Origin of the sequence: Faecalibacterium longum (genome assembly GCF_040094125.1) — a bacterium.
Lineage (GTDB): Bacteria > Bacillota > Clostridia > Oscillospirales > Ruminococcaceae > Faecalibacterium > Faecalibacterium longum.
In genome coordinates this window covers 56,801-77,401 of record NZ_JBBNIH010000111.1, presented here as the reverse complement: position 1 = coordinate 77,401, position 20,601 = coordinate 56,801, and the positions used below count along the sequence as shown (strand labels likewise).

Sequence of the window (20,601 nt, the reverse complement as noted above, 5' to 3'; positions counted from 1 at the left end):
GGAGTACGACAAGCTGACCTATTTCGAATACGCGATGGAAGCTCTGGGCGTTCTGTTCCGCTAAGCTGACGGAGAGGTTGTCCATCTTACAGAGAATTTTCATCCAGCCACTGCTGGAAGCTGGCCACAGCCCGTTCGGCCACGGCCATGTAACGCAGGCGCTTGTCGCGGGGACGCTGGTCCTCCGGCAGCGGGGGCAGGATGCCCATGTTCGCGCCCATGGGCTGGAAGTGTTTGTTCTCGGTGGTGAGATACTGGATGAGCGCACCGCACATGGTGTCGATGGGCGGTGCGGGCAGCTCTTTGCCCTCGAGACGGGCGTAAATGTTCCGCGCCGCCAGCAGGCCGCAGGCCGCGCTCTCCATATAGCCCTCGAAGCCGGTGATCTGGCCTGCAAAGAAGACGTTGGGGTGCTCCTTGAGGCAGAGCCCTGCGCTCAGCACCCGGGGTGCGTCGAGGAAGGTGTTGCGGTGCATGACGCCGTACCGGACAAACTCGGCGTTCTCGAGGCCGGGTATCATGCTGAACACCCGCTTCTGCTCGCCCCATTTCAGGTTTGTCTGGAAACCCACGATGTTATACAGGGTCCGCTCCTTATTTTCGGCCCGGAGCTGGACGTTGGCCCAGGGGCGGTGGCCGGTGCGGGGGTCGATGAGGCCCACCGGGCGCAGGGGGCCGAACCGCATGGTGTCGGCACCCCGGGCGGCCATGATCTCGATGGGCATACAGCCCTCGTAGACCGTAACGGTATCAGCTTTTTTGCCGTGGGCATCGGGGTCGGGCTGTGCGCCCTGCTCTGCGCCCGCGTCGAACTCATGGAGCGGGGCTCGCTCTGCCGAGGCCAGCGCGGCGTGGAATGCCTCATACTCGGCCTTGTTGAAGGGGCAGTTGAGGTAGTCGGCCTCGCCCCGGTCGTAACGGGAGGCGGCAAACACCTTCTCATAGTCGAGGCTCTCCGCCGTCACGATGGGGGCCACGGCGTCGTAGAAGTGGAGGCGCTCATCGCCGGTCAGGCGGCCAATTTCGTCCGCCAGCGCACCGTCCGTCAGGGGGCCGGTGGCCACGAGAATGGGGGTGCTCTCGTTGATGTGCTCCACCCGCTCCCGGTGAACGGTGATGTTCGGCGCAGCCTCCACCATCCGGGTGACTTCGGCGCTGAAGGTGTCGCGGTCCACGGCCAGCGCACCGCCTGCGGCCACGCGGGCCACCTCGGCAGCGTTCAGGAGCTGACTGCCCATCCGGCGCATCTCCTCTTTCAGCAGGCCGGAGGCGGAGTCCAGACGCTCGGCTTTCAGGCTGTTGGAGCAGATGAGCTCCGCGAAGCCCTCGCTCTTGTGGGCCGGGGAGAAGTGGGCAGGCTTCTGCTCGTAGAGCTCCACCTGCACGCCTTTGCCCGCCAGCCAGAGGGCGGCTTCGCAGCCCGCCAGACCGGCACCTAAAACAGTAACTTTATAGTTGCTCATTTAATATCCCTTTCATCTTACTTCAAGCCCGAGGCAGTCAGCGGAGACTTTACCGCTCTGCCAAGGGCTCCCCTATCAGGGGAGCTGTCTGCGAAGCAGACTGAGAGGTTTACTCCTTATTTAGTCTTTCTTCGGCACCGGCATCTCAAAGTCGCAGCCCTCTTTTGCGCAGTAGAGCTTGGAGCCCTTGCGGAACAGAGTGGAGCCGCACTTCTCGCACTTGACGGCCACCGGCATATCCCAGGTCATGAAGTCGCAGTCGGGGTAGCGCTCACAGCCGTAGTAGATGCGGCCTTTGGCGCTCTTGCGCTCCAGCATACGGCCCTTGCCGCACTTGGGGCAGATGCCGCCGGTGTCCTTCACGAGGCGCTTGGTGCCGCGACACTCGGGGAAGCCGCTGCAGGCCAGGAACTTGCCGTACTTGCCCACCTTGATGACCATGGGACGGCCGCAGAGGTCGCAGACCTCGCTGGACGGCTCGTCCGGCACCTTGACCTTCTTGCCTTCCATGTTCTTCTCGGCCTGCTCGAGGCTGGCGGCGAAGCCCTTGTAGAAGTCGTCCACGGTCTTGTGCCAGTCCGTCTTGCCGCTCTCGACCTTATCGAGGTTCTTCTCCATCTCTGCCGAGAAGTCCACATCCACGATGTGGGGGAACTGCTCCAGCATCAGGCCGTCCACGGCCCGGCCCAGCAGGGTGGGCTTGAGCTTCTTCTGCTCCCGCTCCACATAGCCGCGGTCGATGATGGTGGTGATGATGGGGGCGTAGGTGGAGGGGCGGCCGATGCCGTTCTCTTCCAGCGCCTTGATGAGGGTGGCTTCGGTGTAGCGGGCGGGGGGCTGGGTGAACTTCTGCTCGCTCTTCAGCTCCCGCAGCTTGAGCACCTGACCCTCCTCGAGGGGAGGAAGGCTGGTCTCCTTCTTTTCCTTCTCGTCGGTGGCCTCTTCGTACAGGGCGGTGAAACCATCGAAGGTGACCGTGTAGCCGCTGGCCTTGAAACGGTAGCCGCCAGCATAGACGGTGACGGACACGGTGTCCTGCTGGCAGTCCGCCATCTGGCTGGCCATGAAGCGGCTCCAGATCATCCGGTAGAGCTTGGCGGTATCGCCGCTGATGCTCTTGTCCACCTCGTCGGGGGTCAGGCCCGGCACAGAGGGACGGATGGCCTCATGGGCGTCCTGCGCTGCCGTGGCGCTCTTGGTCTTCCAGGTGCGCTTGTAGGGGCAGATATAGCTTTCGCCGTAGGCCCCGGCGATGTACTCTCTGGCAGCTGCCACAGCCTCGTCGGAGATGCGGAGGCTGTCGGTACGCATATAGGTGATGAGGCCCATGGTGCCGTGGCCGGCGATGTCCACGCCTTCGTACAGCGTCTGGGCAGCCCGCATGGTGCGGGTGGCCGTGAAGCCCAGACGGCGGGATGCCTCCTGCTGCAGGGTACTGGTGATGAAGGCCGGGGTGGGCTGCTTCGCGCGCTTGCCCTTTTTCAGTTCGCCCACGGTGTACTCGGCCCCCTCGAGGCCCTTTTCGATGGCGCGGGCCTCGGCCTCAGAGTGCGGCAGGAGCTTTTTTCCCTTGTCGTCGGAGGCCAGACGGGCCGTAAAGCTCTTCCGGCCCACACCCAGAGTAGCGTCCACGTTCCAGTATTCCTCGGGCTTGAAGGCTTCGATCTCCTTCTCGCGGTCGTCGATGATGCGGACGGCTACGCTCTGGACGCGGCCCGCCGACAGGCCGCGTCGGACTTTCCGCCACAGGAAGGGGCTCAGCTTATAGCCCACCAGACGGTCCAGCACACGGCGGGCCTGCTGGGCGTTGAAGAGGTCTTCGTTGATGGCGCGGGGGTGGGCCATACCCTCCTTCACGCCCTTCTTGGTGATCTCATCGAAGGTCACGCGGTTGGGCTCGTGGGGGTCGAGGCCCAGGATGTTGGCCAAATGCCAGCTGATGGCTTCACCTTCACGGTCCGGGTCGGTCGCCAGCAGCACACCGTCGGAGTGTTTGGCCTTGCTCTTCAGCTCTTTGATGAGCTTTTCCTTGCCTTTGATGCTGATGTATTGCGGCGCATAGTCATGCTCGATATCGATGCCCAGCTGGGAGGCGGGCAGATCGCGGATGTGGCCCATGCTGGCCGTAACTTCGTAGTCTTTGCCCAGATATTTGCCGATGGTCTTCGCCTTGGCAGGCGACTCCACGATGACGAGTTTTGCCATTACGTTCTTCTCCTATATATAAATCCTCATCAGCCGCTGCTGCTCGGGCAGGCCCGCCTTCGTACAACCTCTCAGTCTGCTTCGCAGACAGCTCCCCTAGTAGGGGAGCCTCTGGCGAAGAGGCGAGGCTTTCCGATATGCCAAGGCCTCCCCTCCGTAGGGGAGGTGGCATCGCGCAGCGATGACGGAGAGGTTATCCCTCTTTAACTTGCGCTTCCTCCGCGCAGAATATACCGTTTGCCCGGCAGACAGCTCACCCGGCCCGCAAGCTCGAGCTTCATCAGGACGCCCAGCAGCGCCGCCGTGGGCAGGCCGCTCTTGACGCCCAGCTCCTCCACGCCCTGCGCCTTTGCGCCGAGACAGGAGAGCACCAGCCGCTCATTTTCACTCAGGGGCCGGGGCGTCTCCCGGGGTACCGGGGCCGGTCTTGCGGTCTGCAGCCCCAGTGTACCAAATAAATCCGCCGCTGTACAGACCGCTTTTGCGCGTCCGTCCCGCAGAAGGGCATTCGTCCCCGCCGAGGCGGGCGAAAAAATGCTGCCCGGCACGGCGAACACCGGCTTACCGTACCGCTCTGCGTGACCCACGGTGGACATAGTGCCGCTCTTTTCCTTGGCCTCCACCACCACCAGCGCCCCGGAGAGGGCCGCGATGAGGCGGTTGCGCTGCAAAAATCCCACGGCACCCACCGGCTCACTTTCGGGCGGGTACTCGCTGATGACGCAGCCCCGCCTCTCGATGGCCCGGCGGAGTTCCCGGTTGGCGGCGGGGTAGGTCCGGTCGATGGGGACGCCCATCACCGCGATGGTGGGGCAGTTCTCCCCTACCGCCGCCCGGTGTCCGGCGCTGTCCAGTCCGTCGGCCAGACCGCTCACGATGACGGCCCCCGCCCGGGCGAGGCCCCGCCCAATATCCTCTGCGGCCCGCAGACCGTATTCGGTGGGCTTCCGGGTCCCCACCATTCCCACGGCGGCAGGCTCATTGAGCCAGCGGGGGTCGCCGGTGCAGTAGAGCACCAGCGGCATATCGGAGATGCGGGAGAAGGCCAGCGGATAGTCCGGGTCGTCATAGGGCAGGATGCGGATGCGCCGGGCCGCGCACCGCCGCGCAAAGGCCCGGTAGTGCTCGGGTGTGTTATCCGGCAGGCAGGCGCGCTGGACGGCGGCAGGTCCTGCAGCGGCGGCGAAGGCATCGGTGTCTCGGGCCTCCCATGCCTCCTGCGCCCCGCCGAAGGCGTCCAGCACGGCTCCGGCCCGCTGACTGCCCGCACCCAGCGTCCCCGCCAGCCAGAGCCAGCACAGGAGCGGGTCGGGGGCCGGGTCGGGCGGGAAAAGGCTCAGCTGCCCCTCCCCGGCCCGCGTCACAGGCTCTCCTCCCGGAAATGCCAGAGCAGGATGCTGCCCGCGATGCCGGCGTTCAGGCTCTCGACCCGGTCGGTCATGGGGATGCGGACAGTGCCGGTGCAGGCGGCGATGGTCTTATCGGTGAGGCCCTGACCCTCGCTGCCGATGACGACGCAGACGCCGTCCGGGTAGCTGGACGCCGCCGCACTCAGGGGCTGGGACTGGTAGAGGGCGGCGGCAAGGCAGGTGATGCTCTTCTCCCGCAGCAGGGCGATGGCCTCGGGCATCTTCCCCGCCTCGATGACGGGGATGCGCACCGCTGCGCCCATGGAGGCCCGAAGGGTCTTGGGCGCAAAGACGCTGGCGCAGCCGTCGCTGAGCAGCACGCCGTCAAAGCCGAAGGCCGCCGCAGAGCGGAGCAGCGTTCCCACGTTGCCGGGGTCCTGCACCCGCTCGAGGGCGAGGTAGCGCCCGCCGGTCTTCACCTCTTCTAAGGTATGCACCGGGGTGCGGAAGACGCCGAACACGCCCTGATGGGTCCCCACGTCGGCCAGCTTATCGGCCACATGGTCTTCCACAAGGTAGTGTTCGCCCGGCAATTCCGAAAGCTCCGGGCATTTTTCCAGCGCCGACTCGGTGCAGAAGAGGGTCTCCAGCTCTGCGCCCCGGCAAAGCTCGGGGCAGAGCTTCCGCCCCTCGGCCAGAAAGCAGCCCTCGGCCCGGCGGAACGCCCCGCTGGACGCCAGACGGCAGGCGTATTTGACTTTTGCGTTTTCCCGGCTGGTGATCTTCTCCATCCGTCTTTCCTCCAACTACCAAAACATACAAAAAGGACGCCCGCGTATTTGATACGCGCGGGCGTCTTTTTTAAGGTCTATTAGGCGTTCTTCACGGTCTCGACCAGAGCTGCGAAGCTCTTGGGATCGTTGATGGCCATCTCGCTGAGCATCTTGCGGTTCAGCTCGATGCCAGCCTTCTTCAGGCCAGCCATGAAGCTGGAGTAGTTCATGCCCAGAGGACGGACAGCGTTGTTGATGCGGCAGATCCACAGGTTGCGGAACTGGCGCTTCTTCATGCGGCGGCCAGCCAGAGCGTAGTTGCCGCTCTTCATGACCTGCTGCTTAGCCATCTTAAAGTGCTTGCTCTTGCAGCCGTAGAAGCCCTTGGCCAGCTTCAGCATCTTCTTGCGACGTTTGTGAGTCATGGTTGCGCCCTTAATACGTGCCATTTTTTATATCTCCTTTAGTTATCTCAGTAGAATGTGTTTGCCTGCGGCTCGCTCTTAGGCGTAGGGCAGCATGCTCTTGATGGTAGCTGCGTTGGTCTTATCAACGTAGCTGGGCTGACGGTAACCACGGGTCAGCTTGGTGGTCTTCTTGGTCAGGATGTGGCTGCGGAATGCATGGCCGCGCTTGATCTTGCCGTTCTTGGTCAGCTTAAAGCGCTTCTTAGCGCCGGAGTGCGTCTTCAGTTTCATCTTAGCCATTTTAGTATCCTCCTAAAATTAGTCCTTATTGGGTTTCGGGATCAGCAGAATGGACATCGTGCGGCCCTCGAGGACCGGCGGCTTATCCATGCTTGCCTGAGGCAGGGCCTCAGCAAAGCGCTTCAGCACGTCAGCACCGAGTGCGCTGTGCGCCATCTCACGGCCGCGGAAACGGATCGAGGCCTTTACCTTGTGGCCAGCGGCCAGGAACTTGGCCGTCTGGTTCAGCTTGGTGTTGAAGTCGTTGGTGTCAATGTTGAGCGAGAGGCGGGTCTCTTTGACTTCGACCACCTTCTGGTTCTTCTTGGCTTCCTTCTCCTTCTTCTGCTGTTCAAAGCGGTACTTGCCGTAATCCAGCACCTTGCACACAGGCGGGACAGCCTGCGGGGCGATCTTGACCAGATCAAGTCCGGCGTCCTCAGCAGCGCGCATGGCCACCTGAATGCTGACCACGCCCTTCTGCTCGCCGTCGGCTCCGATCAGGCGAACCTCACGGTCACGGATCTGACCGTTGATCTCCAGTTCCTTCGACTTTCCAGCGGTAGCGATAATGAATGCACCTCCAAACAATAGTCCATAGTGTTGCGTTTTTTGGCATAGAAAACGCGGCCGCCCCAGTTTCGGGACAGCCGCGCAAAATTCACTCAAAAGCGCGATTCGGTCTTCAAGACGAATCGGTTCAGGGTATAGCCCGGGGATCCTTACCCCTCAAGGCGAGCGCGGCACAGGCCGTAGCTGCTTTCTTTACTCGGATATTCTACCACACCCCGGGAAGGCTGTCAAGCATTTTTATGCGGGAATTTGAAATTTTATGTTTGCTTTTCCGTTGTACCTTAAAACCTTGCCTCTTCGCCAGAGGCTCCCCTACTAGGGGAGCTGTCTGCGAAGCAGACTGAGAGGTTGGACGAAGGACAGCCTGCCCGCAGGCCACCGCCAGATTCAACCTCTCCGTCATCGCTTACGCGATGCCACCTCCCCTATCGAGGGGAGGCCTTGGCATTCCGCAAAATTTTGTCTTCTTATTATACCTGTATCAGCTCCCCCAGCTCCAGCGAATATATCCCTTTATAAGTCACCCGCCGGGGGGCGAAGCGCTTATCAATGGCCTTTGCGTAAAGCTCCAGCTGAGCGCGGTAGGCGCGGACGAAGTCGGCAGGAGTCTTGCGGCGGTCCGTCTTGTAGTCCAGAAGCTCGAGGTGGTCGGGGTAGATGAGGACGATGTCCGCGATGCCCTGCACCAGCACCTCGGCGTCGGCGGCAGGGCCGTCGGGCAGGGCGCGGCCCTGGGCAGCCATGACCTCGGCGGCAGGCAGCGACGTGATAAAAGCCAGCTCCCGCAGCACATCCTCTGCCCCGCAGATGCGGCGGAACGCCTCGCTGCGCACAAAGCGGAGTATCTTATAGACATCCAGCTTTCCGGCAATGGCGGGGGGCGTGAGCTGCACCGCCGCCTGACGCTCCCGCTCGGCGCGGACAGCGGCCAGAACGGCAGTGTCCTCTGCGTCCCGCACAGCGGCCAGCGCCTCGAAGTCGGCGTGCTCGAGGAAGGCATGGAGAGCCGTACCCATCTCGGCGGCGGTGAGGCCGTCCTTCGAGAGGAAGCCCGGGCGCTCGAGGGTGGTCTGCTCAGCAGCGTGGACGAGGCTGGTCACGCTGACCTTGGCCGGGATGTCCGCCAGCGCTGCCGCCGGATACCGCCAGCCGAAGCCCTGCCGCAGCGTCTCCACAAGGGCCGGGTCGGCCTCGGGCCGGGTCGGCTCTTCCGCCTCGGCGGGGGCTTCTTCGGGCGGGAGGACATCAGCCTGCACTGTGAGGGCGATGGTGCTTCTGGTGTCCGCAAAGGGCAGCTCGAGGTTCCCCGCCAGACGGCGGAGAGGTCCGCCGTTGGGGTGGACGAGGAGCGCCGCCCGCAGCCAGTCGGCGAAGCTGCCCGCCTGAGCGTTCAGGGTCTCCCCCGCCCCGGCGGCGAGGAAGGCGGCGGCTTTGGCGAAGGGGTTGGACGTCCGGCCGATGCCCAGCGGGACCGTCAAGATCAGCTTATCCTGTGCCCGGGTGAGGGCCACATACAAAAGCCGCATCTGCTCGCTCCGCATCTCGGCGGCATGGACCGTAGAGAGGGCGGTGTAGGCCGCCGTCTTATAGGCCCCCTCGCCGCCCTCGGGACGGAGACGGAGGCCCGCGCCGCAGACGCGGTGGAGCAGGACAGGCTGGCGGGTGTCGGCGGCGTTGAACTGCCGGGCCGTATCGGCCACGAACACCACCGGGAACTGCAAGCCCTTGGAGCGGTGGATGGTCATGATGGTGACGCAGCCGGGCCGCGCCCCGCCGGGGGCAGTCTCCTGCCCGGTGGAGCCCGCCAGCGTGGCCGCGTCGATAGCACGGACGAGGGCCGAGATGCCGCCCGCGCCCGCCCCGGCGCAGAAGGAGGCGAAACGCCGCGCGTCCTCCCGGCGGCGCTGGCCGTTCTCCATGGCACCGAGGGCGGCGAGGTAGCCGGTGGAAACAAAAATTTCTTCCAGCAATTCCTCCATCGGCACGCTCCGGGCCATCCGGCGCAGGGCCGTCAGACGCTGGTAGAACGCCTGCACCCGGCGGGTGAAATCATCCTCCGCCCCGCTCTGGACGGCCTGTAAAACTGCGCCGTAGAGGCTGATGCGGGTGTGCTTATCGGGTGTCTGCGCCCCGGCCCGGAGACGGACGAGGTCGTCGTCCGTAAAGCCGAACATCGGCCCCAGCATGGCGGCAGCGAGATAGATGTCCTGCGCGGGGTTGTCGATGACCCGCAGCAGGGCGATGAGGGGGCGGATGTGGGGCGCGTCCAGCAGGTTCTCCCGGGCGTCGGCGTAGACCGGGATGCCCCGGGCCGTCAGGGCCTCGGCATAGGCCGGGAAGTCGCCTCTCGCCGCCAGCAGGACACAGCAGTCCTCGTACTGCACCGGGCGGGTGGTGCCGCCGTCCCGCACCGGCTCGCCGGAGGCCACCATCGCCTCGATGCGGTCGGCGATATACTGTGCGTCCGTCTCGGCGGCATCGTCGGGCAGGAAGTGGGCCTCCACACTGCCCTCGTACGCGCCGGGTGCGCCGCAGACGAGGCGCTGTCCGTCGCCGTAGGCCGTGTCGCCCAGAGCAGGCGTCATGAGCTGTTCGAAGATAAAGTTGATGCCCGCCACCACCTGCGGGGCAGAGCGGAAGTTGGCATCCAGCGCCAGCATGGCGTTCTCGCCGGGCCTGCCGTCTTCGGGCCGGGGGCGGGCTTCGCCGCCGGGCAGGAGGGGCCAACTCTCGAGCTTTTCCCGGAAGATGCTGGGGTCCGCCTGACGGAAGCGGTAGATGCTCTGCTTTAAGTCGCCCACGAGGAAGAGGTCATCCCCTGCCGGGCTGGCCAGACAGCGGTAAAGGGCGTCCTGCAGGGCATTCGTGTCCTGATACTCATCCACCATGACGGCGGCGTAGCCCTGCCGGATGCCCTGACACAGCTCGGTGGGCTGGCCGTCGGCGTCCCGCAGGAGCCGCAGGGCCAGATGCTCGAAGTCGCTGAATTCCAGCAATCTTCTCTCCCGCTTCCGGGCCGCAAAGCGGGCGTCAAAGTCCCGCACGGCGGCAAAGAGGGCGCGGAGGCAGGGTTCGGCGGCTTTCCGGTCAAGCTCGGCTTCGTCGAGGCTGCAACTGATGAGGTCTTCGATTTTCTCAAAGAGCTTTGCGGCCTCGTCGGCCCGGGTCTTGACGGCGTCCTTGTGCTCACCGGTGAGCCGCTTTTTCATATTTTTGAGGCCGGGGGCCTGTTCCATGCCGAGGACGTAGGGCGTCAGCCTGTCGTAGAGGGGCGTCCATTCCCCCGCCCCGGCCAGACGCTCCACCTCGCCCAGCAGGGCGGCGGAGTTTTCCAGCCTCTCGAGGGGTTCGGCGAACTTCTCGTTCACTGCCGCCACGGCCTTTTCCTTGGCGGCAGAGGTCTTCTTGCTGGCCTCGGCGTCGGCCTGCGCAGTCACGAAGTCCTCCCTGCAGTCGTTCAGCGCGGCGCAGAGCAGCTCCTTCGCAGCCCGGGCAGAGCGGGCGGCCTCCTGCATCAGAATATCATGCCAGCAGGTGCGGGCAAAGCCGTTCTCTTCCTGCCACGGGGCCAGCATCTCGTCCAGCTTTTTATCGTAGTCCGGCAGGGCGCGGAGGAAGTCATAGACCTGCAAAACAGCCTCCCCCGCCGCCTTGTCGGTGCGGCCCTTGCCGTAGAGGTCGGCGAAGGCGCAGAAGTCCGCATCCTGATAGGCCGCTTCCAGCGTCTCGGAGAGGGCCGCGTTCCGCAGCATCTCCACGCTGCCAGGGTCGGCAGGGGTGAAGTCCGGCGGGATGTCCAGCGCCTGAAAGTGCTTGTGGAGCAGGTCGAGGCAGAAGGCGTCGATCGTGCAGATGGGGGCTCTCTGCAGCAGCATCCGCTGGCGGCGGAGGGCCGTGTTGCCCGGCTCTGCCTGACTGCGGCGGAGCAGCGCCTGCCCGATGCGGGCGCGGAGCTCTGCGGCGGCGGCGTTGGTGAAGGTGACGATGAGGAGCCGGTCGGCGTCCACGGGATGTTCCGGGTCGGTGATGAGCCGGACGGCCCGCTCCGTCAGCACGGCGGTCTTGCCGCTGCCGGCGGCGGCGCTCACCAGCAGCGCACCGCCCCGGTCGTCGATGGCGGCACGCTGGGCCGGGGTCCATTTTGTCTCGCTCACTGGTCTTCCTCCTTTTTCTCTTCCGGTTCAAAAGGCTTTGCAGGGGCGTCCAGCGCCCGCTCTCCGATGCCGTCCTCATGGCAGCAGATGAAGCCGTAGTCACACCACCGGCAGGGGCTGCGGCCCGTGACCAGCGGCTCGGCGGCGATGCAGCCGCCGTAGAGCTGTTCGCCCATCTGGGTCACAAGGTCGTCCAGATGGAGCTGGATGCGGGAGAGCTTGGCCTTGTCGGCACGTTTCTCTTTCTGGTAAGGGCTGGGTACACCGTTGCGGAAGCTGAAGGGCAGATACCGCCCCGTCTCCTCGGCGTCCATGGCGTCGAAGACCTTCTGCTCGTCTCGGACGAGGCCGTCCAGCTTGTATTCCATGCTCTGGGCGGCCTTGCCCCGGGTGGTCGTCTCGGGGGCCGGGTCGGCCAGCAGGTACAGCACACCCGCAGGCTCTGCCCCGGTGAATCGTCCGTCGGCGTCTCGGGTCAGGCTGAACAGGTAGAGCAGCATCTGACAGTCGAGGCCGCAGTAGACTTCCCGCAGGTCAAGCTTTTTCGTGCCGGTCTTATAGTCCACCACCCGCACCCAGCGGGTGCCGTCGTCCTCGATCCACTCGTCGGCGCGGTCCACGGTGCCGATGAGCTGCACCGTCCGGCCATCCGAGAGGCGGTAGGTCTGGCCCCGCACAGCGTCCTCTCCGGGGCCGATCTTCAGCTCACAGGCCACCGGTTTGAAGCTGGACTGGCGCTGCTCGTCCCGCAGGTAGCAAAGCAGGCCCGTCATGCTCTTTTTGAGGCGGGAGAGCAGATAGGCGAAGCGGGCCGTGTCCTCGGGGAGGTAGCGCTTTGCATACTCATCTACGAGAAGCCCGGCCAGCGCCGCCATGGCCTCGTCGTCGAGGTCGAGGAAGGGCTGTAAGCCAGCGCAGGGGTTGTCGGGGCCGGGGTGGGGGTCGAGGGCCATCTGGAGCACCCAGTGCATGAGGGTGCCGCTCTGGTCGGCGGAAAGCTCCGCCCGCTTCCGGGGGCGCAGGCCCAGCACGTACTGCAGGAAATAGCCGTACCGGCAGGTGTAGTATTTTTCGAGCTGACTGGGCGAGATGCGGAGCCGCCGGCCCAGCAGCGTTTCCAGCGCCTCGAGGTCGCTGACCTGACGGGGGCTGCGGCCCGCCATCCGGCGCAGGAGGGCGAGGCCCTCGGTTTCTGCCCCGCCGGGGGCATGAAGGGCCTCGGTGAGGCTGGCGCGTTCGGTCTCCGTCAGGGGCCAGCCGCCGCCCAGCACGTCGAGGCCGTCGGCGGCAGTGGCGGCAAGGTCGCTCAGGTCGAGTTCCGGCGCACCCGGTCTCAGCACGTCCACGATGGGCTCGAGGGCGGCGCAGAGGGTCTGGCCCTGCCCCTTCGGCCAGCTGAGCCAGAGGCCTCTGGCCGGGGCGGTGAGGGCCTTATAAAAGCAGACCTGCTCGCGGACCACCCGGTTCTCGAAGCAGTCCGGAAGCTCGATCTCCTGCGCCATCAGGGCGTCGCGGTCGGCGTGGGTCAGCAGGCCCGTCTCGCCGGGCGCGGCGGGGAATTCGCCCTCGGAGAGGCCCAGCACAAAGACATAGTCCGGTGCGTCAAGGCGCATCTTGCCTGCGCTGGCCAGCACCACGGCGTCCAGCGTCTGGGGGATGTGGCCGAGGTCGGACGAGCGCAGCAGCAGCCCGAACAGCTCTTCGTACTCGGGGATGGTGACGCTCTGGCCGCCCAGCAGGCCTGCCATCTCGTCCAGCAGTCCCATGACCACGTTCCACTCCCGGGCGGCTTCCTCGGCGGCGGGGATGCCCCGCTCGGCCCGGATGGCCTCCACCTGCGCGGCCTGAGCGTCCTCCGCGCCCAGCTCCTTCAGGCAGAAGTAGAGGGCGCGGCTCATCTGCTCGGCGTTGGCAGAGCGGAGCTTCGCGCGCAGGCCGTCGGCGGCGGTGATGAGAAGGGCGCGGGCCTTTTCGGCCCGGGCGAGGTTTTCTCTGTCCTCGTCGGTAGGCTCCACATCACCGAAGCCCCGGGGGTTCTTCTCGAAAGGCGCGCGCCACGCCGCCGCGTTGGGCGACCAGGTGTAGGCGTAGTTCTCAAGGGCGCAGACCTCTTCCTCGGTGAGGGCGCAGAGGCCGGTCTTGGCCAGGGTGGTGAGCTGTTCCGTCAGCTCCGCACCCCGGGCAATGGCCAGCAGACACCGCACCGCCGTGGCCGGGGCGCTGAACTCGGGCGTCGTGGGCTCGTCGCAGTAGAGGGGGATGTCCGCCATCCGGAACTCGTACTTGACGGCGGCGCGGTATTTCGAGATGTCGCGGCAGACCACCGCCACCTTCCCGCAGCGGACGCCCTGCCGCATGAGGCGGCGGATGGCAGCAGCGGCGGCGCGGGCTTCTTCCTCCCGGCTGGGGGCGGCGAATAATTTTATTTCCGGACAGGCCGGAGGCGGGTCACACCGGCCCGCGGCCAGCAGCTGGGCCGCAGCGGCAAGGCCGGGGGCGTCGGCGTGGCGCACGTCCCGGCGCAGCAGTTCCGGCACGGCCACCGCAGTGCCGTTCCGGCGGGCCAGCTGGCGCAGCTGCGCCGCCACCTGCTTCGCGCCGGAGAAAAGGCTCATGTCCCCCGGCACGAGCGGGGTGCCGTCGTCGCAGAGGGCCACCGTCACGGTGGGCAGCGAGGCCAGCAGAGCGCCCATCAGCCGCTTTTTCGGGGCGTTGAAGGTGTCGAACTCGTCGATGAAGACGGCCCTGTCCCGCAGGAACTCCGGCAGTTCGCCCCGGGCCAGTGCGGCCTCGAGGCGGGATGCGGCCAGCTCCAGCCGGTCGGAGGGGTCCATGCCTGTCCCGGCCAGCAGGGTCTCGTAGCCCTGAAAGATGAGGGCCAGTTCGCTGAGCTTGGCGCTGTCGGTGCCGCAGTCCTGCGCCAGCTCATAGAGCTGCTGGCCCGAGAGACCCGCGCTCTTGAGCTCGTCGATGGTCTCGGCGGCCATCTGGCAGAAGGCGGCCGAGCGGCGGTGGCGGTAATAGTAATGGACGTTGTCCTGCAGTTCCTCGAGGGCACGGCGCACCAGCACGGCCCGGCCCGCGTCGCTGAGGGTCTGGACGGCAGAGCCGCCCTCCGCCGACAGGATATGCTCGGCGAGGCTGGTGAAGGAAAAGCTCTCCACCAGTCCGCTCAGCGCGTCGCCCATCTCCCGGTGGATGCGGCCCTCGGTGGACGAGGTGAACTGCTCCGGCACCAGCAGGATGCTCTTCTCCCCCGCCTCAGCCCGCGCCCGGATGCGCTGGTACAGCAGGGTGGTCTTTCCGCTGCCGGAGCCGCCTAAAAGTAGTTTTAACATGGTGAATCTCTCCGTTGGGTCAGTTTTCTATCGTGGGCGGCTTGCCCTCATTTTTCTATCATTGTACCACAAAATTGCAGCGACATCTATTCTGTGGTACAATGAAGAAAAAATCATCTCAGAAAGAGGACACCTGCATGAAAATTTTAGCAGTAGATTACGGCGACAGCCGCACCGGCCTCGCCACCTGCGACCGCACCGAGTTCCTGACTTCCCCCATCACGCCTCAGATCACCGTTAAGGCCCGGGACAAAGTCGCCGCCAGGGTCTGCGAGGTGGCAAAAGAAATCGAAGCCGAGCTCATCGTCATCGGCCTGCCGCTGAACATGGACGGCACCGAGGGCGAGCGCGCCCGCAAGAGCCGCAAGCTGGCCAAAACCGTTGAGATCTGGAGCGGCCTGCCCGTCCGGATGTGGGACGAACGCCAGACCACCTGCGCCGCTGCTGACCTCCTCGACGAGAGCGGCACCTTCGGCGCAAAGCGGAAAAGCATCCTCGACTCGGTGAGCGCGACGGTCATTCTGGACGACTACCTCGCATGGCGGAAGGAGCATCCGGGGGAGGTCTGAACTCCCCCGCCGCCCCTGTGGCAAAGTTTCTTTGCGAAGTCCGGACAGTTTGTTGCAAAGTCCACAGAAAATCGTCGTTTTCCGGTTTGTTTTCACAATTTTTCTGAGCCGAATTTGTATAGTTTTCCGGCTTGACAGCACCGGCTCTTCTCCGATAAAATGAGGGTAGAAGAACCCCCTGACCAGATGGCCGGAGATGACGCTTCTTCATGAGAAAAAACAACTGGACTCACCAAAACAAAAACGATTGGAGGCGACCCACATGACAAAACTGAGAAAGCTGACTGCCCTGCTTCTGGCCGGTGCACTGACCCTTCTGCTCCTGACCGCCTGCAGCGGTGGCGGCGGCTCTTCCGGCCCGGAGGCCCAGGCCGAAGCCAATGTGATGCAGGCCATCAACAACGGCCGCACCGTGGCCCTGGCCAATGACGATGGGATGCGTACTGTTGCAAACGCCCGTCTGGACGCTCTGGAGCTTGAGCTGAAGGGCAATGCTCTCGGATACCAGTTTTTCAACAAGGTGGATGCCAAGTGGGACGACGACAAACAGAACGCCACCCTCACTCTGGTCGCCAAATATGACTACAACGATACCACGCTGCAGAACATCATCGATCACATCAGAGGCAGCAAACAAAACGAAGCCCTGGATTTTGCCCTGAAGGGCAACTATACCAAGGCAGGCGTAGTGGCCCGGACCATTCGCGGCCAGACTTATGTTGCCATCTCCCTGCGGGTGGGCAAGAATCTCTGATTTCTTCCCGATTTTCCCCGCATCTCGTCTGATTTCCCCATAAACGCAGATCACCCGCCAGTTGGCGGGTGATTTTTTTGCAGCCGTCCACCGCCCGGAGGGCGGAAAAGCAGCTTCTTATTCAAATTTCGTGATGGTCACACTGTTGATGGTGACAGCCTCCGTCGGGCGCTGATTTTCGTCCACGCCGGTCTGGGCGATGGTGTCTACTACTTCCATCCCTTCGTACACCTGCCCGAAGACGGTGTCGGTGTAGTCGAGGTAGGGTGCGCCGCCCGCCGTCTGGTAGGCGCTCACCACGTCGGCCCGCCAGCCGGCGGCGTTCATCTGGTCGATGAGCTCCTGCGTCACCGAACTGCTGCCCGGCAGAGTCTCCATGACATAGAAGACGCTGGCGCAGTCGCCGGAGGCGTCCGCTGCGGCACAGAGTGCGCCGGAATAGTGATGGAGCTTATCGGTGGTCTCGGTGGAGAAACGATTCCCGTTCCAGATGGTGGTGCCTCTGCCGTCCGCACCCTGCCCGGCCTCCACCACGAAGTCCTTCTCCACCCGGGTGACGGTCAGTCCGTTGTAAAAGCCCTGCTGGGCCAATGTCGTGAAGTTCTGCACGGCCTGCGGGGCCTCGGTGGAAAAAAGCACTGCTTTGAACACGCCTGCCGAGGTATCGAACACCGCGATGGTGTCCCCCGCCGCCGGGTGGGTAAACTGCAGCTCTGCCGACTCCACAGCCGGGCGGCTGACCGTCTGCACCGTACCAGCCTTCCCGCCCTGGATGCTGGAGAGAATATTATGTGCACTGCATCCGGCCAGAACGGCCGTCAGGGCCAGTGCCGCCATTATTTTTTTCAAGGCTCTCATGAGCGGGCCTCCCTGTCCATATATTATAGCAAAGATGGCTTTTCAAAAGCTATCGCTATAGTATATCACATTCCGGCCCGGGAAGCGAGAGGGAAAAGCGTGAAAATTTGTTATTGGATTTCTATGCGAAAAACATCTTGACGAGCGGGCAAAAAAACGCTACACTATAGGCGTACCCGGAACCCACAGCTCAGAAGGAGCAGAGTGGGCAGGGTGTGACAGTTATTCCATTTTTTAGATATTTGACAGGAGAACGTGACTTATGGCAGAAGATATGAACAAGTCCGCCGCTGAGACCGAAGAGGAATATCAGCCTGACCTGATGACCCTCGAGGACGAGGACGGCAATGAGGTCACGTTTGAAGTGATCGACGCTCTGGACCATAAGGGCGTACATTACCTGGCCGTTGTCGAATACGCCGAGAATGAGGAAGACCTGGACGAGGACGCCCAGCTGGTCATCCTGAGCGTCGGCGAGGACGACGAGGGCGAGTATCTCGATGTGGTCGAGGACGATGAGACCCTGCTGGAAGTCAGCAAGCTGTTCGAGAAGCGTCTGAGCGACCAGTTCGAGATTGAGTGATTTCTCAGCAAAGACTTCCTGCCCGGCACGATTTGTTGCGGTTTATATGATCCTACTAATCATTCAACGGGAGCTTGGAGTTCGTCGGTGGATTGCAGACCTCCCCGTCATGGGTCGACCATGAAGGCTCGATGAGGAAGCGCGAAACCGGAGACAGAGCACCCACCTGTCCGCAAGGGTAGGTTTGATTGCCGCAGACGTCCGGGCGGGATTCTTTATAGGTATCAAAAAGGCTCTCGTGCCGTATTTCCTGCCGGCATGAGAGCCTTTTTCTTTTGTCTCTACTCCCCGGTCTCGTCTGTAAACAGGCCCGGGATACCGCAGATAGCGGCCACGCCCACCAGCGTGAACACGATGCGTGACCAGATGGACGCGCTGCCGCCCAGCAGCCAGCCGACGAAGTCGAACTGGAACAGGCCCACAAGGCCCCAGTTGATGCCGCCGACGATCATGAGGATGAGACAGATTTTATAAAAGGTCTGCACAAAAAGACCCTCCTTCCTTTGGGCAGTATGCCCGACGAGAAGGAGGGTTATGCATTTTATAGGGTCAGCGCCGCCCGAAAGCCTCTCCCTCTGGGAGCAACGGCGACGACCGCCGCCAGCGGCGGAAACAGGGAGGAGCTGTTGGGGCCGCGGCCAGCAGGATGCAAGCGACAGCGAAGCAGACGCTGGGAGCCGCAACCCGGGCAGTGTCACCGAAGGTGACGGAGAGGGCAAGCCCCTCCCCTGACAGGCTGGGCGGTATAAACCTGCGGCCAGCGGGCGCGGAGGGCGTCAGCGGCGACTTTGGCCTCGGCTTCGGTGCGGAACACGCCGAAGACCGCCGCGCCGCTGCCGGTCATAAGGGCGGTGACGGCCCCATTCTCCCGGAGGGCGGCCTTGATGGCCTCGTTGTCCCTGGCCCCGCTGCACTCCTCGAGAGCGTTTCCGGCAGCGGCGCAGACAGCGTCCAGGTCGCCCGCCCGGATGGCGGCTTCCTGAGCGGCGCAGTCGGGATGGACGCTGCTGCCCACCTTATCGTAGGCCGCAAAAGCCTCCGGCGTCGAGACGCCATAGTCGGGCATCACCACTGTGAACCAGCACTCGGGCATGGGCGGCAGCGCCTTGATGAGGTCACCGAGGCCCTGCACCCGGCAGGTGCCGCCCATGAGGGCAAACGGCACGTCTGCGCCGATACCGGCACCCAGAGCGCAAAGCTCGCTCATGGACAGACGGGCGCCGTACAGCTCGTTCAGACCCACCAGAACAGCAGCAGCGTCGGCGCTGCCGCCAGCCATACCGGCCCGGACGGGGACGTTCTTATAGATGGTGATGTCTGCACCCGTCAGCAGGCCCGTATAGTGGAAAAAAGCCAGTGCCGCCTTGATGGCGGTGTTGCCCGGGCCGGGCTTGACATTGCTGCCGGGCAGAATCAGATCGAGGTAAGGACTGCGGCGGATGACCACCCGCTCGTACAGCGAGATGGCCTGCATGGTCATATCCAGAGCATGGTAGCCTCCGGGCAGGATGCCCACCACGTCCAGCGCCAGATTCAGCTTGGCCGGAGCCAGGACCGTCACACGATCGCGCATCGTTTTTCCTCCTCACTTGCAGTTCTCGTTCAAAAACTCCCGGATGCGGCGGATAGCCTCCATCAGGTGCTCCACGCTGTAGGCGTAGGACACACGGGCGTATCCCTCGCCGGACGCGCCAAAGGCGTTGCCCGGGATGATGGCGACATGCTTCTGCTCCAAAAGCTTTGTGCAGAACTCCTCGCTGCTCATGCCGCTGGACTTGATGCAGGGGAAAGCATAGAACGCGCCCCGCGGCTCAAAACAGCTCAGGCCCATATCGTTGAAGCTCTTCACCACGAGGCGGCGGCGCATATTATACTCGTTGCGCATCCGCTCGATCTCGCCGTCGCAGTCCTTGAGGGCCGTGATGGCGGCGTACTGGCTGGTGGTGGGGGCGCTCATGATAGCGCTCTGGTGGATCTTGGTCATGATCTTGATGATGGGCGCGGGGCCGCAGGCATAGCCCAGCCGCCAGCCCGTCATGGCGTAGGTCTTGGAGAAGCCGTTGACCACCACCGTCCGCTCGGCCATGCCGGGCAGAGCAGCGATGGAAACGTGGTTCTGCAGGCCATAGTTCAGCTCCGCGTAGATCTCATCCGACAGCACCATGATGTTGGTGCCGCGCAGAACTTCCGCGATGGCCTCGAGGTCTTCCCGCTCCATCACCGCGCCGGTAGGATTATTGGGGAAGGGCATGATGAGGAGCTTGGTCTTCGGGGTGATAGCGGCTTTCAGGGCGTCGGCCCGGAGGCGGAACTCATCCTCCTGACGGCAGGCCACATGGACCGGCACACCGCCGGACAGGGTGGTGATGGGCTCGTAGCAGACGAAGCACGGCTCCGGGATGATGACCTCATCGCCGGGCTGCACCAGAGCGCGGATGCACATGTCGATGGCCTCACTGCCGCCGACGGTGACGAGAACTTCCTTTGCCGGGTCGTATTTCAGGCCCATCCGGCGGTCGAGGTAGCGGGCGATCTCGGCCCGCAGCTCTTTCAGGCCCGCGTTGGAAGTATAACGGGTGCGGCCATGCTCGAGGCTTTCGATGCCCGCCTCACGGACGGCCCAGGGGGTCTTGAAGTCGGGCTCGCCGACGCCGAGGCTGATGCACTCGGGCATCTCGGCGGCGAGGTCGAAGAATTTGCGGATGCCGGAGGGGCGCATGGCCGCAGCGGCAGGCGCGATCAGTTTATCGTAATCCATCACAGCACGGTGCACTCTCTTTCATCGATTTCTTCGTCCTGATACAGACGACCCTCTTTTTTGTAGGTGCGGAGCACGAAATGGGTGGCCGTGGACAGCACATCGTCCAGCGGCGACAGCCGCTTTGCCACAAAGAGGGCGATCTCCTGGAAGGTCTGGCCCTTGATGACCAGCTGCAGGTCGTAGCCGCCGCTCATCAGCAGCACGCTCTCCACTTCGTCGAAGGAGGCGATGGTGGCGGCAATTTCGTCAAAGCCGCGGCTCTTCTTGGGGCTGACGTTCAGCTCGATGACGGCTTCCACCCGGTTCACGCCGGCCTTCTCCCAGTCCACGAGGGTCTTGTAGCCCTTGATGATGCCCTGCGCCCGGGCCAGATCTATCATAGCCGCCACCTCGGCGGGGGATTTATTCAGCATGGCCGCGATGTCCTCCACCGACATCCGGGCATTGTCTTCAAGGATCTTCAGAAGCTGTTCCATCGTTGTCTCTCCTTTGTTCAGCCTGTGGCGATATTTGTAGATAAGTATAGCACACTGCC

Annotated in this window: 17 protein-coding genes and 1 other RNA gene; 4 read left to right on the top strand and 14 right to left on the bottom strand. The window is 63.8% G+C overall.

The features are described from left to right. Positions 1–86 precede the first annotated feature (86 nt). The 9 genes from trmFO to AAAU26_RS04735 form a co-directional block, all read right to left on the bottom strand. Positions 87–1,463, bottom strand: a complete 1,377-nt coding sequence (gene trmFO, locus AAAU26_RS04775; protein ID WP_227619052.1) for a methylenetetrahydrofolate--tRNA-(uracil(54)-C(5))-methyltransferase (FADH(2)-oxidizing) TrmFO — start codon at positions 1,461–1,463, stop codon at positions 87–89. A 120-nt stretch (positions 1,464–1,583) separates the two neighbouring features. After that, positions 1,584–3,668, bottom strand: a complete 2,085-nt coding sequence (gene topA / locus AAAU26_RS04770; protein ID WP_149793862.1) for a type I DNA topoisomerase — start codon at positions 3,666–3,668, stop codon at positions 1,584–1,586. 203 nt (positions 3,669–3,871) lie between these two features. Then, on the bottom strand, positions 3,872–5,032 hold the full coding sequence (gene dprA / locus AAAU26_RS04765; RefSeq protein WP_227619051.1) for a DNA-processing protein DprA: 1,161 nt from the start codon (positions 5,030–5,032) through the stop codon (positions 3,872–3,874). Then, positions 5,029–5,808 carry a TrmH family RNA methyltransferase gene (locus AAAU26_RS04760; RefSeq protein ID WP_227619050.1) on the bottom strand — a complete coding sequence of 260 codons (780 nt, stop codon included), beginning with the start codon at positions 5,806–5,808 and terminating at the stop codon, positions 5,029–5,031. Before AAAU26_RS04760 ends, dprA begins: the two co-directional genes overlap by 4 nt. Before the next feature lie 80 nt (positions 5,809–5,888). Further along, positions 5,889–6,239 carry a 50S ribosomal protein L20 gene (gene rplT / locus AAAU26_RS04755; RefSeq protein ID WP_015563667.1) on the bottom strand — a complete coding sequence of 117 codons (351 nt, stop codon included), beginning with the start codon at positions 6,237–6,239 and terminating at the stop codon, positions 5,889–5,891. A gap of 54 nt (positions 6,240–6,293) precedes the next feature. Beyond that, on the bottom strand, positions 6,294–6,497 hold the full coding sequence (gene rpmI, locus AAAU26_RS04750; protein WP_005928215.1) for a 50S ribosomal protein L35: 204 nt from the start codon (positions 6,495–6,497) through the stop codon (positions 6,294–6,296). A gap of 18 nt (positions 6,498–6,515) precedes the next feature. Then, positions 6,516–7,067 carry a translation initiation factor IF-3 gene (gene infC, locus AAAU26_RS04745; RefSeq protein WP_149793865.1) on the bottom strand — a complete coding sequence of 184 codons (552 nt, stop codon included), beginning with the start codon at positions 7,065–7,067 and terminating at the stop codon, positions 6,516–6,518. 452 nt (positions 7,068–7,519) lie between these two features. After that, complete coding sequence (locus AAAU26_RS04740) at positions 7,520–11,203, bottom strand: UvrD-helicase domain-containing protein (protein WP_227619049.1); 3,684 nt, start codon at positions 11,201–11,203, stop codon at positions 7,520–7,522. Then, the gene (locus tag AAAU26_RS04735) at positions 11,200–14,541 is read right to left on the bottom strand and encodes a PD-(D/E)XK nuclease family protein (protein WP_227619048.1); all 3,342 of its coding nucleotides are present in this window, start codon (positions 14,539–14,541) and stop codon (positions 11,200–11,202) included. Before AAAU26_RS04735 ends, AAAU26_RS04740 begins: the two co-directional genes overlap by 4 nt. Before the next feature lie 137 nt (positions 14,542–14,678). On the opposite strand from AAAU26_RS04735, the gene ruvX reads away from it, so the two are divergent. Together ruvX and AAAU26_RS04725 are read left to right on the top strand one after the other, a co-directional pair. Next, positions 14,679–15,110, top strand: coding sequence for a Holliday junction resolvase RuvX (ruvX, locus tag AAAU26_RS04730; protein ID WP_158398806.1), 432 nt, complete (start codon positions 14,679–14,681; stop codon positions 15,108–15,110). A gap of 262 nt (positions 15,111–15,372) precedes the next feature. Then, a complete protein-coding gene (locus AAAU26_RS04725) occupies positions 15,373–15,864 on the top strand; it encodes a hypothetical protein (RefSeq protein WP_227619047.1) in 492 nt (163 codons plus the stop codon). Between the two features lie 117 nt (positions 15,865–15,981). On the opposite strand, the gene AAAU26_RS04720 is transcribed toward AAAU26_RS04725, so the two are convergent. Further along, on the bottom strand, positions 15,982–16,722 hold the full coding sequence (locus AAAU26_RS04720; RefSeq protein ID WP_227619046.1) for a peptidylprolyl isomerase: 741 nt from the start codon (positions 16,720–16,722) through the stop codon (positions 15,982–15,984). 262 nt (positions 16,723–16,984) lie between these two features. On the opposite strand from AAAU26_RS04720, the gene AAAU26_RS04715 reads away from it, so the two are divergent. Then, complete coding sequence (locus AAAU26_RS04715) at positions 16,985–17,305, top strand: DUF1292 domain-containing protein (RefSeq protein ID WP_015563662.1); 321 nt, start codon at positions 16,985–16,987, stop codon at positions 17,303–17,305. 12 nt (positions 17,306–17,317) lie between these two features. Next, positions 17,318–17,521: non-coding RNA, 6S RNA (ssrS, locus tag AAAU26_RS04710), on the top strand. A gap of 65 nt (positions 17,522–17,586) precedes the next feature. On the opposite strand, the gene AAAU26_RS04705 is transcribed toward ssrS, so the two are convergent. The 4 genes from AAAU26_RS04705 to AAAU26_RS04690 all read right to left on the bottom strand — a co-directional run bounded on the left by AAAU26_RS04705 (position 17,587) and on the right by AAAU26_RS04690 (position 20,542). Next, positions 17,587–17,790, bottom strand: coding sequence for a DUF378 domain-containing protein (locus tag AAAU26_RS04705; RefSeq protein WP_158396707.1), 204 nt, complete (start codon positions 17,788–17,790; stop codon positions 17,587–17,589). A 209-nt stretch (positions 17,791–17,999) separates the two neighbouring features. Further along, the gene (gene ispE, locus AAAU26_RS04700; protein WP_227619045.1) at positions 18,000–18,878 is read right to left on the bottom strand and encodes a 4-(cytidine 5'-diphospho)-2-C-methyl-D-erythritol kinase; all 879 of its coding nucleotides are present in this window, start codon (positions 18,876–18,878) and stop codon (positions 18,000–18,002) included. 12 nt (positions 18,879–18,890) lie between these two features. Beyond that, positions 18,891–20,063 carry an aminotransferase class I/II-fold pyridoxal phosphate-dependent enzyme gene (locus AAAU26_RS04695; protein WP_227619044.1) on the bottom strand — a complete coding sequence of 391 codons (1,173 nt, stop codon included), beginning with the start codon at positions 20,061–20,063 and terminating at the stop codon, positions 18,891–18,893. Next, positions 20,063–20,542: an Lrp/AsnC family transcriptional regulator gene (locus AAAU26_RS04690; RefSeq protein WP_015563659.1), complete on the bottom strand. Its 480-nt coding sequence runs from the start codon at positions 20,540–20,542 to the stop codon at positions 20,063–20,065. The genes AAAU26_RS04695 and AAAU26_RS04690 overlap by 1 nt, the downstream gene beginning before the upstream one ends. Between the last annotated feature and the right edge of the window lie 59 nt (positions 20,543–20,601).

Coding starts and splice junctions, on each gene's coding strand:
- trmFO (WP_227619052.1), bottom strand. CDS start 1,463: ATGAGCAACTATAAAGTTACTGTTTTAGGTGCCGGTCTGGCGGGCTGC.
- topA (WP_149793862.1), bottom strand. CDS start 3,668: ATGGCAAAACTCGTCATCGTGGAGTCGCCTGCCAAGGCGAAGACCATC.
- AAAU26_RS04760 (WP_227619050.1), bottom strand. CDS start 5,808: ATGGAGAAGATCACCAGCCGGGAAAACGCAAAAGTCAAATACGCCTGC.
- rplT (WP_015563667.1), bottom strand. CDS start 6,239: ATGGCACGTATTAAGGGCGCAACCATGACTCACAAACGTCGCAAGAAG.
- rpmI (WP_005928215.1), bottom strand. CDS start 6,497: ATGGCTAAGATGAAACTGAAGACGCACTCCGGCGCTAAGAAGCGCTTT.
- AAAU26_RS04735 (WP_227619048.1), bottom strand. CDS start 14,541: ATGTTAAAACTACTTTTAGGCGGCTCCGGCAGCGGAAAGACCACCCTG.
- ruvX (WP_158398806.1), top strand. CDS start 14,679: ATGAAAATTTTAGCAGTAGATTACGGCGACAGCCGCACCGGCCTCGCC.
- AAAU26_RS04725 (WP_227619047.1), top strand. CDS start 15,373: ATGACAAAACTGAGAAAGCTGACTGCCCTGCTTCTGGCCGGTGCACTG.
- AAAU26_RS04720 (WP_227619046.1), bottom strand. CDS start 16,722: ATGAGAGCCTTGAAAAAAATAATGGCGGCACTGGCCCTGACGGCCGTT.
- AAAU26_RS04715 (WP_015563662.1), top strand. CDS start 16,985: ATGGCAGAAGATATGAACAAGTCCGCCGCTGAGACCGAAGAGGAATAT.
- ispE (WP_227619045.1), bottom strand. CDS start 18,878: ATGCGCGATCGTGTGACGGTCCTGGCTCCGGCCAAGCTGAATCTGGCG.
- AAAU26_RS04695 (WP_227619044.1), bottom strand. CDS start 20,063: ATGGATTACGATAAACTGATCGCGCCTGCCGCTGCGGCCATGCGCCCC.
- AAAU26_RS04690 (WP_015563659.1), bottom strand. CDS start 20,542: ATGGAACAGCTTCTGAAGATCCTTGAAGACAATGCCCGGATGTCGGTG.